Source organism: Alteromonas sp. 1_MG-2023, from assembly GCF_030547075.1.
Taxonomy (GTDB): domain Bacteria; phylum Pseudomonadota; class Gammaproteobacteria; order Enterobacterales; family Alteromonadaceae; genus Alteromonas.
Genome location: NZ_JAUOQH010000001.1, coordinates 63332 through 81443, shown reverse-complemented (window position 1 = coordinate 81443; position 18112 = coordinate 63332). Strand labels below are relative to the sequence as shown.

Sequence of the window (18112 nt, the reverse complement as noted above, 5' to 3'; positions counted from 1 at the left end):
ATTGAAGTAAATCATATTTAATCATAATTCGCGACTGCGAAAGAATCTTACTGTGATAAACTACGCCGGTTTTGAACAGTCAATAGTAAAGGAGCGTGCGTGTCCGGTTTATGTGCATCTGGACTAACTTGCATAAAACGCGATCGTGTTTTATTTGACGATTTTTCGTTAAATCTTAATGCAGGGGAATTAGTATATTTGCGTGGGCCTAACGGTGCAGGCAAAACCAGCCTTTTGCGTATCCTTACTGGCTTGAGTTCGCCCGAACACGGTGACGTGACTTTCGACGGCGTGAATATCAGTAGCAATCCTTCATTATATTATCAAAACCTTATTTATTTAGGCCACAAAAGCGCATTAAATGGTGCTTTGTCTGCCATTGATAACTTGCGCTTTTGGCTAGCGCAACACGGTATTCAAAATAAAAATCTCACCCAAGCATCTGATCTCGGTAGCCCTATTTATCAAGTGCTTGAACAATTAGGTTTAGTTGGCCTTGAAGATGTGCCGGTCAGGTTTTTATCTGCGGGACAACAACGTCGCGTTGCGCTGAGTCGGCTTTGGCTTAAGCCGGCAGCGGTGTGGATATTAGATGAACCTTTCACCGCCCTTGATACCGCTGGCGTAATATTACTTGAGCGCAAAATGAAACAACATGTGGCTGATGGGGGCATGATTATTACCACTTCCCACCAAGCACTATCTTCTGAAGCGGGCACACACCGCTGTGTTGATTTGGAGTACCGGTTTTGAACCCGTTGCTGCTAGGTATATTCAAACGTGATATGCAGATTGCGTTTCAGCAAAAAGCTGAGCTGGTTCAACCCCTCATGTTTTTATTAATGGTGGTTACTCTATTTCCCTTGGGTGTGAGCCCTTCTCCTGAAACATTGCAACGTATTGGCCCAGGCGTTATATGGATAGCAGCTATATTGTCATCCTTGTTGGGGATGGAGCGGCTTTTTCGTGATGATTTTATTGATGGTTCATTAGAGCAATACACGTTAAGTGGCATGTCATTGCCAGCCGTTGCTACGGTTAAAGTACTGGCACATTGGTTAGTGAGTTTCGTGCCCTTGTTAATATTGTCGCCGTTGCTCGCGATGTTTTTGAACCTAAGCATGGATATGTTTATAGCATTAATGTTTACTTTGTTAATTGGCACACCTTTGCTGTCGCTAATTGGTGCTATTGCAGTGGGATTAACAGTGGGGTTAGCACGGGGCGGACTGCTTTTAGCATTGCTTTTAATCCCAGTATTTATTCCGTTATTGATTTTTGCCACATCTGCTGTAGATTCTGCCGCACTGCAATTACCTTATCATCCTCAACTTGCTATTATTGGCGCCATGCTGTTATTGGCTGCTGCCGCTGCGCCGTTTGCCATAGCTTATTCTTTGAAAGTGAGTCAAAACTGATGTGGAAGTGGTTACATCCTTACGCTAAAACAGAAAACGCTTACCAATTGTGCGTAACCTTGCAACCTTGGTTGTGGGTTAGTGCGTTGGTCTGCTTGGCAGTAGGTACGGTGTGGGGGCTGGCATTTGCACCACAAGATTATCAACAAGGTGATTCGTTTCGCATAATCTACATTCATGTGCCAAGCGCGATATTGTCTATGGGTACTTATGTGGCAATGGCGATTGCAGCGTTGGTGGGAATGGTGTGGCAGTGGCGAACCGCCTATATGAGCATGATAGCCATGGCGCCAGTGGGGGCAGTCATGACCTTTATTGCGTTATTTACCGGTGCTGCCTGGGGTAAGCCTATGTGGGGCGCCTGGTGGGTGTGGGATGCACGCCTTACTTCAGAACTTATTTTGTTGTTTTTGTATATCGGCGTTATTGCGCTCTATGGTGCCTTTGAAGATAAACAACAAGCGGGTAAAGCCGCAGGCGTAATGGCGTTAGTCGGTGTGGTAAATATTCCCATTATTCATTATTCCGTAGAGTGGTGGAATACCTTGCATCAAGGTGCAACCATCAGCAAATTTGATCAGCCTTCTATTGCGCCTGAAATGTTGTGGCCATTACTAATTAGCCTATTAGGCTTCGCGTTTTTTATTGGGGCTGTGACTACGATAAGGCTACGCAGCGAAATTGTACGCCGTGAAATGCATCGTCCTTGGGTGCAAAAGTTAGCGCACGAAACAAGTGAGAATAGCTAATGCAGTTTGATTCTTTCTCAGCATTTTTAGAGATGGGAGGCTATGCCTTCTATGTTTGGTTATCTTTTGGTGTAACCTTTGGCGTAATGATACTGCTAGTGGTATTAAGTTTTCGCCAACATAAAGGGTTACTGAAATCGGTTCTAAAAGAACAACAGCGTCAGGTGCGAATTAAAGAAGCGAGAGAAAAATCACACGCTTCATCAGCACAGTAAGTTGTAGTCAGTAGTTTTTAAAGTGAGATAGTTGCATGAACCCTAGAAGAAAGCAGCGTTTGGCGGTAGTGGGTATTGTTGGGCTGTTAATTGCCAGCGCTATTGGCTTAATGCTTTATGCATTGAACGACAGTATCGATTTATTTTATACGCCAAGTGAAATTATTGAAGGTAAGCAAGGGCAAATGCCTCATGTTGGCCAACGTCTTCGTATTGGCGGTATGGTTGTGCCCGGTAGTGTGAGCCGCGACAGCAAAAGTTTAGCGGTTTCCTTTGATTTGATAGATACGGGCCCCATTGTTACTGTGACCTACACTGGCATACTGCCTGACTTGTTTCGTGAAGGCCAAGGGATTGTAGCTACCGGTGTGCTTACTTCGGCAACAGAAATTACCGCGCAAGAAGTACTCGCTAAGCATGATGAAGAATACATGCCACCTGAGTTGGCAGAAAAAATGAAGGGTATTAAGCATGAAAAGCCTGCCAATATGCCTATTACCGATGCGTCATCTTCTTATCAATATGACGCGACACCAAAATTAGAATCAAATTCTAAATCCAAGCCAGAATTAGAGCCAGAGTCAAAGTTTAAACCAGGAGCCCAGTAGTTATGGTACCTGAGATTGGAAATATCGCGTTAACTCTCGCCTTAGTATTATCTATTTTGCTAGCAGTCTACCCGCTTTGGGGGGCTCACCGAGGGCACGACACGCTAATGGCTACCGCTAAGCCTTTGGCTATTGGGTTGTTTGTGTTCACCCTAATTGCTTATCTGTGCTTAACCTACGCCTTTGTTACCGACGATTTCAGTGTTGAGTATGTGGCGCAGCATTCCAATAGCCAACTTCCGCTTATTTATAAAATTACTGCAGTCTGGGGCGGCCATGAAGGCTCGTTTTTGCTATGGGTATTGATGCTGTCTATTTGGACAGTAGCAGTTGCCATATTTAGTCGCGGTATACCGCTTAGCATGGTCGCAAGAGTCTTGTCAGTTTTAGGTATGGTAGGCATTGGTTTTTATTTGTTTATGCTGCTTACCTCAAATCCTTTCAATAGCATGCTGCCGTTTTTCCCTGTCGATGGCCGCGACTTAAATCCGTTGCTGCAAGATTTCGGCATGATCATTCACCCTCCAATGTTATACATGGGATATGTAGGCTTCTCAGTGGCTTTCGCTTTTGCTATTTCAGCACTAATTTCAGGCCAACTCGATTCTACATGGGCGCGTTGGTCTCGTCCGTGGGTTATAGCGGCGTGGGCGTTTCTTACTGTAGGTATTGCCCTTGGTAGCTGGTGGGCTTATTACGAACTTGGCTGGGGAGGCTGGTGGTTCTGGGATCCCGTAGAAAACGCTTCCTTTATGCCTTGGTTAGTGGGCACTGCACTGATGCATTCTTTGGCGGTCACGGAGAAACGAAAAGCCTTCAAGTCGTGGACAGTATTGCTGGCCATTGCGGCATTTTCGCTAAGTTTGTTGGGGACGTTTTTAGTTCGCTCAGGGGTGATAGTTTCCGTCCACTCCTTTGCCAGCGATCCAACTCGCGGGCTATTTATACTCGGTATTCTTATCGTGTTAAGTGGTTTTGGCTTATTACTTTACGCCATGCGTGCTTCTGTGTTAAAGAGCCCAGGTCGATACCAAGCCTTTTCCCGAGAAGTGTTATTAATGGGAAACAACGTATTTTTGTGTGCCGCGACCTTAGTGGTGCTGCTAGGTACATTGTTGCCACTGGTTCACAAAGAATTAGGCTTAGGCAGTATTTCAGTGGGGGCGCCATTCTTTAACCAAATGTTTACCCTGTTGATTGTTCCCTTTGTGTTGTTCCTAGGCCTAGGCCCGTTAACTCGCTGGAAACATCAAACCGCAGGTGCACTAAGAAATCAGTTGTTGGTTGCCGCTGGTATTGCCATCAGTGCGGCGCTTTTAGTGAACTTCAGTTACGACACGCCTCAATACATGGGAATGCTAGGCATGATCCTCGTATTCTGGATTTTGGTTACCACAGTGCTAGAAGTGCTTCAGCGGGTTAATGCTAACCCAAGTAATGCTGGTACTATCACAAAACTACGCAAGCTCACCCCAAGTCACTGGGGTATGGTGTTAGGTCATATCGGCTTTGCCATCAGTATTATTGGTATCACTTTAGTGTCTAATTATGAGTTAGAACGGGATGTGCGAATGGAAGTGGGCGAAACAGTAGAGCTTGGTGGTTATGCTTTTACTTTTACCGATGTTAAGCCATTTCAAGGGCCAAATTACACCGCCGATGTCGGTGTGTTTGATGTGAACAAGGCGGATGAATTTGTTGTACATTTAGAGCCGGAAAAGCGTATGTATACCGTTCAGCGTATGCCAATGACAGAAGCGGCTATCCACTCTACGGTATCGCGGGATTTATTTATTGCCATGGGCGAGCCTCTTGATGACGGAGCCTGGGCAGTACGTATTTATATTAAGCCTTTTGTTGTGTGGTTATGGGCAGGTGCTGTGGTCATGGCGATAGGCGGTATCTTCTCGATTAGTGATAAACGTTACCGCATGGCCAAGGTGAAAAAAGTCTCGAAAGCTATCAATCGAATGACTGGAAAAGAAGCTCTCTCTGAAGCAGAGTCGAAAAATGTGAGTGATACCAGCAGTCAGGAGGTCACACAATGAAAAAGGCACCTTTAGTTGTCATTCCATTGTTTCTGTTCTCAATGCTGGTGATTTTTCTGTTCCAAGGTTTGTTTTCAGACCCACGAGAGCTAGATTCACAGGTAAAAGGTAAACCGCTGCCTGAATTTACTTTACCCGATTTAATGCAACCAGATACAACCTACACACCAGCTTCACTGAAAGGTGAGGTAACGATTGTGAACGTGTGGGGTGTATGGTGTGTAACTTGCGCCGTAGAAATGCCGTATTTAACCCAGCTTAAAGATGAGCTAGGTGTGAAGTTTGTGGGCTTATATTTTGATCAAGATCTTGACCCTGACTTCGGTACAAAAACACTCACCCGAGTGCAACAAGAAGTGACCAGTATGCTCAGGCGTTATGGTAATCCTTATGCATTTAATATTTTTGATGTGTATCGCGATACGTCTTTAGATTTAGGGGTTACCGGTGCCCCAGAACATTTTGTATTGGATGCCAACGGTGTTATTCGCATGCATCATATTGGTGATATTAATGAGCGTGTTTGGCAAAACAAAGTGGGTCCGCTTTATCAACAGTTAGTGGCTGAGGCGAACGGTGAAACTGGCACTGATATTGATGATACTGACATTAAAGATACAGGGAGAGTAGGGGAATGAAGCATTTATTCGTCCTTTTGACCCTATTTATCACTTTTTCGGTTTTTAGCGCTGAAGATAATTTTGCTTTTGATACGCCCGCGCAACGTGCTCAATTTTTAAGTTTAACCGCCGAATTACGCTGCCCTATGTGTCAGAATCAGAACATTGCCGACAGCGACGCCATGATTGCCCACGATATGCGCCGTAAGGTTTACGCATTATTAAAAGAAGGTAAGTCTGAGACTGAAGTCATTGATTTCATGAAAGCCCGTTACGGCGACTTTGTGCACTACCAGCCACCGGTAACGATTGCCACTATGTGGCTATGGGCTGCACCTGTATTGTTTGTGATTTTCGCACTTTTATTTGTCGTGCGTCGGAAATCTTCAGCAGCCCCGCAGGATATCAAAGCCAAACTGGCTAAGGCAGATGCATTGCTTGAGCAGGAAAAAGAATGAGTTGGACCGAGTTTTATATTGTTGTTTCAGGGTTAATTACCTTAGTACTCATGCTATTGGCATTCCCCTGGCTTCGTCGAAAAAATCACGCTAAAGCTGATAGTTTAAGCAATACGCAAATTGTAAAGCAGCGACTGCAAGAGCTTGAAAGAGAAGTGAGAGAAGGCTTAATCACCGAGCACGATATGCGTGTGGCGGTAGATGAATTAAAAGTCGCGCTGGTTGATGAAAGTAGTTTTGAGTCCACGCGTACTGGCTCAGCAGGTATGCCTTTACTTGTTGGTGGTCTAGTCGCCGTCGTTGCCGGTGTAGTGGTATACGCTTCGGTAAATCAATTTAGCCAAGTACAGCGTGCATCTGACGCTATTGCGGCGTTACCGGAATTAAGCGCAAAATTAGCCAGTGGCAACGGAAGTGATTTAGAGGCGCAAGATGTAGCGAATTTAGCGTTAGCTATTCGCCAACGGTTACGGCAGACCCCTGAAGATGATACCGCCTGGCTATATCTGGGCCGGTTGATGTTAAGTTTGGGTCAAGAAGTACAGGCTATTGAAGCGATTGATAAAGCCGTTGCGTTAAAGCCTGGGAATACTTCCCACCAAATTACGCTAGCGCAAGCCTTGATGACCACAGGGGATGTGAATAACCTCAATCGCGCACAAGGTGTGTTATCAAGGTTATTACAGAATACACCAGAAAATGATAATTTAGCGCTAATGATGGCGGTAGTTTCTGCGCAGTTAGGCGATTTAGAAAACCTAACCCGTTATTATGGGCAAGTAAAAGATAAATTGCCCGCAGGCAACGATATTGGTCAGCGACTGGCCATGCGAGAGCAAGAACTTCAAGCATTAGAAGGCCAAGTGGTTGTGCAAGACAGCAGCACTATCAGTGATTTGTCTGGAGGGCAAAGCTCTGCGAAAGCTCCTAATAGCAACCCTAGTGCGAAAACCGGTTTTAATATTACCGTAAATATATCGGACGAAGCCCGTTCAGCTTTACCTCAATCCGGCTTTCTTATCGTATTTGCGCAAGATGCAAACTCAGAAAACAGAATGCCGGCAGCCGTGGTTAAAATCCCGTTACAAGATTTTCCTGTCACTATTGCATTAGATACGGATAATGCAATGTTGCCGCAATACACATTAGACTCACTGAGCAAAGTTACGCTTACTGCGCGCGTATCTGCCGATGGTGATGTAACTGTATCACCCGGTGAGTGGGAAGGTAGTCAGGTTATCGACGTGGCACCTCAGAATATGAAAGATATCAACGTAACGATAGAGAAGGAATTGTTGTGATTAAATTTTCAAAGTGGGCCTCGGTAAGTGCGCTTGTGTTAGCAAGTTTCTTAGGCGGGTGTGCAAGTCAGCAAGCTTCTCAACAAGTTGATCAAAGTAATAATCAAGTACAGGATGCGGGTGACCCAAGGGATCCCTTAGAGCCAGTAAACCGCGTGATGTGGGACTTTAACTGGGAAGTATTAGACGCATATGTACTGCGCCCCATTACGGTTGGTTATGTAACCGTAATGCCTCAGTTTGCTCGTACTGGTTTATTAAATGCTGCAGAAAACCTGCAAGAGCCTGCAAACTTCATGAATAATATGTTCCAAGGTAAAGTAGACGATGGGATGGATAGCTTAGCCCGCTTTGTGCTTAACTCGACTGTGGGGCTATTAGGCACTATTGATGTTGCTAACCATATAGGTATAACCAAAAAAGAAGAAGAGTTTGGTGAAACCATGGGCGTATGGGGTGTAAACACAGGGCCTTATTTAATGTTGCCTGCGTTAGGGCCTAGTGATCCTCGAAGCTTCTCAGGAGAGGTTGTCGACGGTATGGTTTATCCGATGGCGATTATTGATGGACAGTTTGCTATTGCTCGCTACCTTGTATCCATCTTAGAGGGGCGTGCCTCACTGATTGACCAAGAGCAACAGCTAGAGCAATCGGTAGATGATTATGCTTTTGTAAAAAATGCTTACTTCGAAAACCTTGCGTTTAAAGTTACCGACGGTAAAAGCGGTGATAAGGCGATAGAAGAAGAACAGCTAGATGACTTCGCCGAGTTCGAAGCTATGCTCGAGTATGAAGAAATGGACGTTGAAGATGACTCTTCAACTGATGCCCCTGAAGAAGACGGCCCTGAATAAGAAGGCCCTGAAGAGGACTGGTCTCAAGGTCATTAGTTCTTAGCTATTTAGCGCTTAGCTCTAGCTTGCAGCTAACCAAGCTAAATACCTAAGACGCTAAAAAAAGCCCCTCAACGAAAATTTCATTGAGGGGCTTTTTTAGATTCTGCTTAGCGTAATGTTGTAAGTTACCTCACTACATACACAATTGGCTAACTAACCTTTGGGGTAACCCTGAGGATTTTGTGATTGCCAGTTCCATGTATCTGCACACATAGCTTCTAAGCCTTTCTCAGCATGCCAGTTTAATTCAGTGGCTGCCTTAGTCGGGTCTGCGTAACATGCAGCTACGTCACCACCACGGCGCGGTGCTATAGCATAAGGGATTGTTTTACCCGATGCCTTTTCAAATGCTCTAATCATATCTAGCACTGAGTAACCTTGGCCGGTTCCCAAATTGTATTTATCAAGCCCCATATTTAAAGCAATTCTATCAATTGCTTTTAAGTGTCCATTAGCCAAGTCTTCTACGTGAATGTAATCACGTACGCCTGTGCCATCATGGGTGTCGTAATCGTCACCAAATACACTCAGCTTTGCTAATTTCCCGGTAGCGACTTGTGAAATATAAGGCATGAGATTGTTTGGAATACCGTTAGGATCTTCACCAATGCTGCCTGATGCGTGGGCGCCTACTGGGTTAAAGTAACGAAGTAGCACAATGTTCCATTCGCTGTCTGACACAAACAAATCAGCCAACACATGCTCTACCATTAATTTAGACATGCCATAAGGGTTGGTTGGGTGTCCAGTAGCCATATCTTCACGTAAAGGAAGGGCAACTGGATCGCCATATACTGTAGCAGAGGAGCTAAATACGATGTTTTTAACATTGTGCTTTTGCATCGATTTACATAAGGTAAGCGTGCCATAAACGTTATTTTCGTAGTAAGACAGGGGCTGTTGCACCGACTCACCTACAGCCTTAAGGCCCGCGAAATGGATAACAGCATAAATGCTGTGCTCACTGAAAATACCATCAAGCACGGCAGTGTCGCGAATATCACCTTGAACGAAAGTGACTGATGTTCCCGAGATAGCCTCAACCCGTCTTAGTGACTCTGCACTCGAATTCGCCAGATTGTCGAGAACGACAACACCGTAACCTTGTTCAAGTAACTGAAGTACAGTGTGACTTCCAATATAACCAGCGCCCCCGGTGACCAAAATGGTTTTCATGCATGCTCCTTTTCTGTGTTTTGTGCCAAATATTTAGCACAGATAGAATGTTGTATGGGTTTAACTAATAGCGGATAAAGTAAAAATACAACTCCCGCCCACAATAGTGACGTCCAGTTCGATGCGGTTTGTAATATAAGCACAAAAGCGGGTATGAAAACCAGTAGCTTGAGCACGTTCATGAGTGTTTTTTCTGGAACGGTCATCCGCGATGCTGCTCTGTCTAAACGCTTCACGCGTTCGGTGAGAGGGAAACCTTTCAGTTGAGGAATATTTCGGGTGGAAAAATAAAATTTCATAGCGTACTCAAATAAAAACCGCCGACACATATTGTGTAACGGCGGTTATTGTAGGTGATTGCAAGAAAGGTTAAAACCGTAATTGGTCTAATGAGTCCTTTTCAGCAGAATTTACTCACCTTTTTAATATTCTCATTAATTAAGTTAGGCCTTCGATTCAACGCCTGCTTTTTCCCAAAAACGTGATTTGAGGCTTAGCAGTGCAATTACAATACCGATAGCAATACTGAACAATGCTATTTGAAGGTAAAGGTTAGGCATTTCAGACACATTCTCAGGGTCAAAGTTGCCAGATAACAATCCGGCAATAATATTTCCGATAGAGTAGGTTAAAACGAAAACCCCCATCATTTGTCCCGCAAAACGCTTAGGAGATAGTTTACTTACGGCACTTAACGCAACAGGGCTTAAACATAGCTCACCGACAGTATGTAAGAAGTAGGTAGTTACCAACCACATAGGGGCTACTTTTAAACCTTGTGCAGCGTACTGAGAGGCCATAAACATAACCAAAAAGCCTGTCGCCATAATGACTAGGCCAATCGCACATTTTAGCGTATACGAAGGGTCAATCATGCGCTTGGCAAGATTAATCCAAAGGGCGGCGAAGAAAGGCGAAAGAATAATAATAAACAAGGAATTTGAAAGCTGGAACCATACGGTTGGGATAGTAGAAAGTCCAAACCATGATGTAAACACAGACCCAGCGGACAAAGCTCTATCAGTATAGTTCTGAGCAAATAAGTTCAATGAAGAGCCGGCTTGTTCAAAGCCTGACCAAAAACACGCAGAGGCAATACAGACCAGAAACAGTGCCCACATACGTCTTTTTTCATTATCGCTAAGCGCACCTTTAAAGTAGATAAAGCCAAAGTATAAGAAAAATACCGCGGTGAAAAATACCGCCACTTGCTGAGCAAGCAACAGAGGGTCAATAATAATTGTTCCCATGTGAGCAAGAACGATAACTACGACAGCTAAGGCAACGGTAGCAATAACTGCTGTCCACGCGGTTTTCTTAGCACTGCCGGTGTAAGGATTAGTTGGATCAGTTGAATCTGCAGCTAGCGACGAGTTGGTGAAGTAGTATTGAATAAGGCCGATAGCCATACCAATAGCCGCGGCACCAAATGCATAGTCCCATCCCCAGTTTTCTTGCAAGTAACCTGTTACTAAATAAGCGATAAGAGAACCAATGTTAATACCCATATAATAAAGGGCATAACCACTATCTCTTCGAGCATCTTCATCGCTATACTGTTGTCCAACCATGGCAGAAATATTGGGTTTTAATAGACCAGTACCGGTTGCTACAAGAATTAGACCTACAAAGAATAGGTTCTGCAAGTCGATGGCAAGTACCACATGGCCTAAGAAGATAATAATACCGCCGTACCATACTGCCTTTTTACCACCAATTAGGCGGTCAGATAACCAGCCACCGGGTAATCCTAAAAAGTAAACTGCTCCTGTGTATAAGCCATATATCGCTCCAGCGGTTGCTACTGTAAAACCGAGCCCTTGTGTTTGTAGGCTAGCTGTCATAAATAAAACAAGAAGGGCACGCATACCGTAATAACTCATGCGCTCCCACATTTCGGTGAAAAACAGCGTTTGTAGGCCTCCTGGATGGCCGAAAAAGCTGGTGTCGTTAGATTTTTTTATAGTCACGTCATCATTCCATATTAATTATGGTTGTTATAATAGAGCTCTTAATTTGCGAGCTCTTTTGATATAGGTCCAATAAAGGATAAGCCGTTATACTAAAGCTAGGGTAAAGACACAAGATTTGGGCGACAAACTCCACTGATAAGGCTGTCAAAAGGGATGTTTGGTGGAAAAGTGAGCGTTGTTAGTTAGTTTGTCCTGTGGGATCTTAAAGGCGAGAAAGCTTAGAAAATGAAAGCGTAAATAGCGTATTTTCTGTCGTTTATTTAAAAATTTGTATCGCACTTTTACTACAACTAACTAAGTGCGATACAAATAAGTTTCTATGTATTGAGCCTTACAACTCTCTAATTGTAGCGAGTACAATACGAATGATGCCATAAAGCAATAGAAGCATCACGCCAAATAACACTAAGTTGTAAACGACCGTTGGGTATTTATTGTCATCAGGTAGGGTAGGCGACTCGATGGTAACTAAGTGTTGTAACTTTTGATAGGTTTCTACACGGGCATTTTCTAATGTAATAAGGGAAGAAGAAAATGCTTGTATTGCCAACTGCAACTGAACTTGGAGGTTGCTATACTGTGCCATTAGTTCACCAACAGAGAGATCACTGTCTGCGCTGTCAGGATCTGTGGTGCTTATTTGCTCTTTACGTTTATTTATTTCACGTTGTAACGCACCGATTTCTCGCTTGATGTTAATCACCTCTGGGGCAGCATCAGACATCATGGTTGATATAGTGCTCAGCTCAGCCTTCTTTTGGGCCAAGGTGGCTTCTAAAGAAAATGCGATTTGCTGAAAAGCAGCACCTTCCGCGGTAGGATCAAGTACATTATATTTAGACTGAAAACCCAATATTTCTGTTTTGGCCTGCTGAAGCTTCTGCTCGACAATTTCATGCTCACCTTTTGCAAACGTCAGCTTTGATTTGGCCAGATTGTTATTGATATTGTTTATAAACTCTTCTGCTTTTACCACAATAGCTTGGTTTATGACTTGGGCGAATTCGGGGTTGAATGCACGGGTGCGCAATGAAATTACCGAAGAGGCTGAGTCAACACTTACTTCAACATGCTCTAAGTAAAACTGGTAGAAGCTTTCTTGTTTATGGTTACTTGAAAGGCCACTAAACATATCGGCCTCATCAGACATATAGTGTTCACTTAAGCTAATGGTCTTATCCAAGTACTTAATCATGTCTGCAGATTTAATATAGGCTTCTACTAATTGACTTTCGTTGCTAAACCCACTGGAACCCATGCCTGCCGACATAAGTAATGAAGAAGGGTCGAAACTGCTTCCACCGTCACTGGATTTTACAATTAATTGGCTTTGACTCTCATATTGAGGTGCAGCCCAAACAATGAGATAGAAGGCATATAAAAACCAAGGCAACACTAACAAAAGCGTTTTATGACGCTTCATCAGGTCGTTCAGTTTAGTTAGATTTTTTTCCACGTTTAATAAACCTATTTTAACGATTTTTTATTATCTGCATCTTGCGTATACACATCGATGCCTTCTTCAAGATCAGCATAATAATACAACTTGCCATCATCTATAATAACGGCTGATGTACAGAATTCGCGTATTTGATCCAGTTCGTGACTTACCATGATAACCCCTGCCGTTTCACTCTTCTCTTTAAGCGAAGCTCTCGCTTTTTTTCTAAATAGAGGATCGCCTACGGAGGTCGCCTCATCGATAAGATAGATGTCGAAATCAATATTCATACAACAAGCAAAAACAAACTTAGCTCTCATACCTGAAGAGTAAGTACGCACGGGTAAGTCAAAACGCTCGCCTAGTTCAGCGAAAGCTTGGACTTTTTCTTCGTATTCAGGAAGCGACGCAACGTTATTTATCCGACCAATAAAGCGGGTGTTCTCCCGCCCAGTCATTTGGGGATGAACACCGGTTTGTAGTGCAACAGGCCAAGACATGGCTTTGTTGGTAAGTACACGGCCCTTATCGGGGTATTCGCTTTTTGCCAACATACGAAAAAGGGTTGATTTACCTGCGCCATTTTTGCCCAGTATGGCCACATTATTTTCAGTAGGGAAACTAAAATTGAGATTTTTAAAGATGTACTGAGGCCCCATTTTACTAGGATAACTTTTTGTCACGTCTTCTAATTTGATCATCGTGACAACACCTTCTTCCAGGTGATGTGGTAGAGAGATAAACTTAGGAAAAAGAGCACAATAGTGACTTTTATAGTGAAACTTAAAGACACTCCTTTATGGCCATATGATTCAAAGCACGCGTAACGAGCTAATTCGTTGAAGTGGGCAAGAGGATTCCAAGTGAAGTACGGCCAGAGATATTCCGGCATATCCTGGAGGCTGAAAAATACACAGGATATAAAGATTAACGGGCGTGTTAGCATTGATTTTATCTTATCTACTTCAGGCACAAATGCCGCAGCAATGGCAAAAATCAAGCCAAGTGAGACAGAAAATAACCAAAGTAAGAGATAAAGGGTTATCAAAAGCAAGGGGTCATTTATTTTAAATCCGTCACCTAGGAGATATAGAGCTAGAGCGAGCAGTGCGATGACCACAGTTTTTATTGACAACTCCACAAATCCCGCAGTGATAACAGCTGCAATAGGTAAAACCTGCCTGAAGGCATATAAAGGCTTATTTTTACGAATAGACATTGAAACTGATATGAGGTTACCAGTTAATGTCTGAAGACCTACGAGCCCGATCATCATGAAAATAAATAAAGGTATTGAGTGAACATCATTGCCACTGATCATACCCCTTATAAATGAAAGTACAGCAATAAAGATAAAGGGTTCTATAAAAGCCCAACTCAACCCGAATTTATCGTTGAACTTACTCTGAAACTCCCTCAGGAAAAGTGCGAAAATCACACTTCTCCATGCGTAGAGTTGGTTTTTAAACGTAACCATCGTTATTAAGTGGCCACATTTGCAGCAACGGCGATTTGATAGATAATTTGAGTAATATCTTTCACCGCTTGAAGCACTTTAGTATCAATGGCTGGCAGCACGATAATCTGGTCCCCAGGTAATAAATGAGCATCACCGCCGTTAGCAGTTAAAATACCGTTATCGATATTGGCGAAAGCAACGTTCCCATTTTTGCGTACTATCAAGATTCGCTCATCTTCAGCGCGCTCAGTAAACCCTCCGGCCCAAGCAATGTAATCTTCTGTAGTGGCGTCTGGGTTAAATACGACCGATTGAGGAAGTAAAACCTCACCACCAATATGAATAAGATCGGTGATTTCAGGAATAACAATAGTATCGTTTGGTTCTAAAAGAATATTGGCAGTGTCGCCATTTTCCGACACAACCACCCGCCCTTGGGGCTCAACCTGACGGGCTCTCGCGATAAAGTCAGCTACCAATTGGGCTTCTTGAGCTCGAATAGTACCTTCTCCCGTTGAACTAATAGGTGCCGTATACATGCTGCGCTCTAAACGCTCCAAACCTTGTTCGATAATTTCTTTTTGTTTTATCGCAACACTTTCTCGCAATAGATAAATATTCTGCGTATCAGATAAGGCCGTATCCGCTTCAATGTGATCCAGCACATCAAGCAAACGAGTGCCTTTATCTACCATTAGTTGTGATGCGCCTGAAAATGCGCCCGCTACATTAATACGATAAATTTGCGCTTCATTGTCAGCTACATATTCAACAGTATCGCCGGCCCTTAATGGCAGCGCTTCAAAATCAGTAAGACTTAAATACCGTGCAAATTGTTTGTTGTCTCTTACGCCTGCTACTGACGCGTGAGATGCAAACTCGCCAGGACGCGCAAAGTAGTTTACTACTTCACCGGTGAGTTCTTCGTCTGAAAACTCAAAAGTAAAACTATTTCGAGCTCCAGTTTCAACCACGATAGTATTGCCAATAGGGCGAACTAAAATGGTATCGCCATCTTTAAAAGAAATTTTTGGCAGTTTACCGTTTCTGAAAAATGCATATAAATCAGCGGTAGCTATAACTTCATTATTGCGAATAACGTCAATTTGTCTGAAGCTGCCGCGCTGAAAATCAATACCTCCAGCGCGTTTCAAATAATACAGCACGCTGTCGGATGCTAAACCTGCATATTGACCTGGGCGTAAAATAGGGCCTGAAACATAAACCGCTACTGGGGTGGAAGTGAGTAAGTTGACGTATACATTTACGTCGTTGGTATAAACCTGACGAATTTTACTACTAACGGTCTGGTTTACTGAACCCGCTGGCGTGTTAGCAACCCGAACTGGGCCAATATTAGGAATGAAGATATTACCTTGATTGTCAACAGTCGAAACATCAGAATAATTAATCGCACCCCATAGCCAAATAGAGATTTTATCCCCAGGGGCAACCAGGTAGTTATCGTTTAAGCCTGTAGTTCTTTCAGACTCAAAACCACCAATAAATAGGTTGGCAGCAAATGGCGGGTTTGCCATAGCCATTTGTTGAGGAAATACGCTTTCAATAGTCGGTTCGCCGGGTAATGAAAGGCCACTTCGAGGCTGAGTACTAAATTCTCCCATAGTACTTTGCGTGCTATTTGCGCCTGGCAAAGTGCGTTGGCTTTGCACACTGAGGGGAGAAACGCCAGTAGCTGTAGATGTAGTAGAGGACCCAGTTTGTTGAGCTCGTTGTCTCAGTTGTTCTATTTGTTCTGCACTTTGTGCCACAACAGTTTGAGATAGCATGCTGATTGAAAGAACAATTAATGCCGTGAGCGAAACAAAGGTTAATTTAAACGAATTCAAATTATTCTCCTGATTCTTGAACAGAGACGACCAACGGGCTCAAAACAGACCATGAACCCCCTCGTTTACACGCGGTAAGTTTATCATTGCTAGTTGCTTTGGGAGCTTTCGCGCGAGGTTCCACTGCTTGAAAACGGATGCAATCATTTCCTGTCGCAGAGGTATAGAACTTCGTGGTTCGGTAATCGACACCTTCGAACATGATTTGGATATTAAGCTTTTGAGAAAATGAAGCGTTCAACTTTGGAACGCTTATTGCTACATCTTTCTCGGCAGACAAAGAGTATGCTAGCGAAGAATGTACAAGCGGAATATCGGCGGATGTTGATTTAGGCACATTACTGCACGCTGCTAGTATACTTGAAAGCGTAACGAGTAAGAGAGCCCCTTTTTGCGTATTTAACATTGACTGTCATATCCATATAGCAATTTGGCGCTAGGATACCATAAGATTTAAGAAAAACATGTTTTCGTAAGTTGATAAATACGGGTTGAGCGACGATGGGGCGTTATTTAATCGAATTTTTCTGCATTTGTCAGTACTTTCAAAAGATTGTGTAATTTTTGCGCTACACTTTTCAAAAGTGGTGATAATATGACAGCAGATAAGAAACTTTTTACGGCTAAGGGTGGTTACCACTAAGAATGTTTATTATGATATGGGGGTTTATCCTATCCCGCTCTAATAAGAGAATGAAGCTCTCGGTAGGCCGTAACAAAGGATGTTTTTTTAATATGGATACCAACCTAGTTCAAATATCCCACTTTGGGAGAATACTTTTCAGCGAAAGACTGCTGTTGGGTAGCGCCAGCTATGGTGGTATGAGGTTTTACTTAGAATGCTAGCTTATTTGCAGTTTGTTCCGCTTTTCACTGCTTTTTTTGTTGCCCTGATTTTGTTAGTGGTTATGACGCCATTAGCACATCAGTTTGGGTTGGTTGACCAACCTAGTGCGAGAAAACGACATGCGGGAATTGTTCCTTTAACCGGTGGCGTCGCTATTTTTATGGCCGTACTCGTGGCTAGCGTAGCTACAGACGTTTGGATGAAAAACAACCCTCTTTTCTTTACTGCTTCAGCCTTCGTTGTATTGTTAGGTATGCTTGACGATCGTTTTGACTTAAGTGCGAAAGGGCGTTTGATGTGTCAATTCGGCGTGGCATCCATTATGGCGTGGAGCGCGCAAAATTATATTACTTCTTTAGGCAATATTTTTGGATTCGGCAACATAGCATTAGATATTGGTGGCTATTTCTTCACAGTTATATGTGTAGTAGGTGTAATTAACGCATTTAATATGATCGATGGTATAGATGGCTTAGCAGGAGGAATGAGTCTTGTTATTCTTCTTACGCTAGCAGGATTCTTAATCTCTACGGGCAACGGTGCCGCGATTATGGAACCGTTAATTATCGTAGCCGCCATCGTACCTTTTTTGGCCTTTAATTTAAGTTGGAAGGGCTTTAAAGGGAACAAAATATTTATGGGCGATGCGGGCAGTATGTTCGTAGGCCTAACCATTGTATGGCTATTGGTCGATCACACTCAAGGTGATAGCGCCGCCTTTAGACCTATTACTGCGGTATGGTTAGTTGGCTTGCCATTAATGGACATGGCCGCGATTATGTATCGTCGTGCTCGTAAAGGGCAATCTATGCTTCGACCTGACCGTCAACATTTGCATAATATATTTATGCGGGCCGGGCTAACCAGTAGACAATCTCTTATTGCTATTTTATTCATGGGGGCTTGTTATTGTTTAGTAGGAATCCTCGGCGAATTATATTTCGTACCTGAATACATTATGTTTTGGGGTTTTATTTGTTTACTTGTCTTGTATAGTATCGTTATTCAGAATATTTGGAGCGTTCTTCGCTTTATCAAAAAGCGTTAGAGCAC

Annotated in this window: 18 protein-coding genes and 1 pseudogene; 11 read left to right on the top strand and 8 right to left on the bottom strand. The window is 43.3% G+C overall.

Annotated elements, in window-relative coordinates; all coding sequences use genetic code 11:
* Positions 1-99 precede the first annotated feature (99 nt).
* The 10 genes and pseudogenes from ccmA (at position 100) to Q4561_RS00305 (ending at position 8271) form a co-directional block, all read left to right on the top strand.
* On the top strand, positions 100-753 hold the full coding sequence (ccmA, locus tag Q4561_RS00350; protein WP_303456444.1) for a cytochrome c biogenesis heme-transporting ATPase CcmA: 654 nt from the start codon (positions 100-102) through the stop codon (positions 751-753).
* Complete coding sequence (gene ccmB / locus Q4561_RS00345) at positions 750-1418, top strand: heme exporter protein CcmB (protein ID WP_303456441.1); 669 nt, start codon at positions 750-752, stop codon at positions 1416-1418. The genes ccmA and ccmB overlap by 4 nt, the downstream gene beginning before the upstream one ends.
* Positions 1418-2167 (top strand): heme ABC transporter permease, encoded by a 750-nt coding sequence (locus Q4561_RS00340; protein ID WP_303456439.1) that lies wholly within the window; start codon positions 1418-1420, stop codon positions 2165-2167. The genes ccmB and Q4561_RS00340 overlap by 1 nt, the downstream gene beginning before the upstream one ends.
* Complete coding sequence (gene ccmD, locus Q4561_RS00335; protein WP_057793502.1) at positions 2167-2382, top strand: heme exporter protein CcmD; 216 nt, start codon at positions 2167-2169, stop codon at positions 2380-2382. Before Q4561_RS00340 ends, ccmD begins: the two co-directional genes overlap by 1 nt.
* A 35-nt stretch (positions 2383-2417) precedes the next feature.
* Positions 2418-2864: pseudogene (ccmE, locus tag Q4561_RS00330) on the top strand (cytochrome c maturation protein CcmE); the annotation flags it as partial.
* Positions 2865-2992: 128 nt separating this feature from the next.
* A complete protein-coding gene (locus Q4561_RS00325) occupies positions 2993-5038 on the top strand; it encodes a heme lyase CcmF/NrfE family subunit (RefSeq protein ID WP_303456437.1) in 2046 nt (681 codons plus the stop codon).
* Positions 5035-5676 (top strand): redoxin family protein, encoded by a 642-nt coding sequence (locus Q4561_RS00320; RefSeq protein ID WP_303456434.1) that lies wholly within the window; start codon positions 5035-5037, stop codon positions 5674-5676. Before Q4561_RS00325 ends, Q4561_RS00320 begins: the two co-directional genes overlap by 4 nt.
* Entirely contained in the window at positions 5673-6116 is a 444-nt protein-coding gene (locus tag Q4561_RS00315) for a cytochrome c-type biogenesis protein (RefSeq protein ID WP_303456432.1), read from the top strand. The genes Q4561_RS00320 and Q4561_RS00315 overlap by 4 nt, the downstream gene beginning before the upstream one ends.
* A complete protein-coding gene (gene ccmI, locus Q4561_RS00310) occupies positions 6113-7417 on the top strand; it encodes a c-type cytochrome biogenesis protein CcmI (RefSeq protein WP_303456429.1) in 1305 nt (434 codons plus the stop codon). The genes Q4561_RS00315 and ccmI overlap by 4 nt, the downstream gene beginning before the upstream one ends.
* Positions 7414-8271 (top strand): VacJ family lipoprotein, encoded by an 858-nt coding sequence (locus Q4561_RS00305; protein WP_303456427.1) that lies wholly within the window; start codon positions 7414-7416, stop codon positions 8269-8271. Before ccmI ends, Q4561_RS00305 begins: the two co-directional genes overlap by 4 nt.
* A gap of 195 nt (positions 8272-8466) precedes the next feature.
* Here the strand turns inward: Q4561_RS00305 and galE are convergent, their stop codons facing one another.
* From galE to Q4561_RS00265, 8 genes are all read right to left on the bottom strand, one after another.
* Positions 8467-9489: a UDP-glucose 4-epimerase GalE gene (gene galE, locus Q4561_RS00300; protein ID WP_303456425.1), complete on the bottom strand. Its 1023-nt coding sequence runs from the start codon at positions 9487-9489 to the stop codon at positions 8467-8469.
* Positions 9486-9788: a DUF6170 family protein gene (locus Q4561_RS00295; protein WP_303456423.1), complete on the bottom strand. Its 303-nt coding sequence runs from the start codon at positions 9786-9788 to the stop codon at positions 9486-9488. The genes galE and Q4561_RS00295 overlap by 4 nt, the downstream gene beginning before the upstream one ends.
* A 144-nt stretch (positions 9789-9932) precedes the next feature.
* Entirely contained in the window at positions 9933-11453 is a 1521-nt protein-coding gene (locus Q4561_RS00290) for a peptide MFS transporter (RefSeq protein ID WP_303457161.1), read from the bottom strand.
* 340 nt (positions 11454-11793) lie between these two features.
* Positions 11794-12918: a capsule biosynthesis protein gene (locus Q4561_RS00285; RefSeq protein WP_303456421.1), complete on the bottom strand. Its 1125-nt coding sequence runs from the start codon at positions 12916-12918 to the stop codon at positions 11794-11796.
* Positions 12919-12929: 11 nt separating this feature from the next.
* Positions 12930-13604 (bottom strand): ABC transporter ATP-binding protein, encoded by a 675-nt coding sequence (locus Q4561_RS00280; RefSeq protein WP_303456419.1) that lies wholly within the window; start codon positions 13602-13604, stop codon positions 12930-12932.
* Complete coding sequence (locus Q4561_RS00275) at positions 13601-14341, bottom strand: ABC transporter permease (RefSeq protein ID WP_303456417.1); 741 nt, start codon at positions 14339-14341, stop codon at positions 13601-13603. The genes Q4561_RS00280 and Q4561_RS00275 overlap by 4 nt, the downstream gene beginning before the upstream one ends.
* Before the next feature lie 44 nt (positions 14342-14385).
* On the bottom strand, positions 14386-16152 hold the full coding sequence (locus Q4561_RS00270; protein WP_303457160.1) for a polysaccharide biosynthesis/export family protein: 1767 nt from the start codon (positions 16150-16152) through the stop codon (positions 14386-14388).
* Between the two features lie 61 nt (positions 16153-16213).
* Positions 16214-16618: a hypothetical protein gene (locus Q4561_RS00265; RefSeq protein WP_303456414.1), complete on the bottom strand. Its 405-nt coding sequence runs from the start codon at positions 16616-16618 to the stop codon at positions 16214-16216.
* A gap of 433 nt (positions 16619-17051) precedes the next feature.
* Between Q4561_RS00265 and wecA the strand changes: the two genes are divergently transcribed.
* The gene (wecA, locus tag Q4561_RS00260) at positions 17052-18107 is read left to right on the top strand and encodes a UDP-N-acetylglucosamine--undecaprenyl-phosphate N-acetylglucosaminephosphotransferase (RefSeq protein WP_303456412.1); all 1056 of its coding nucleotides are present in this window, start codon (positions 17052-17054) and stop codon (positions 18105-18107) included.
* The last annotated feature ends 5 nt before the right edge of the window (positions 18108-18112 follow it).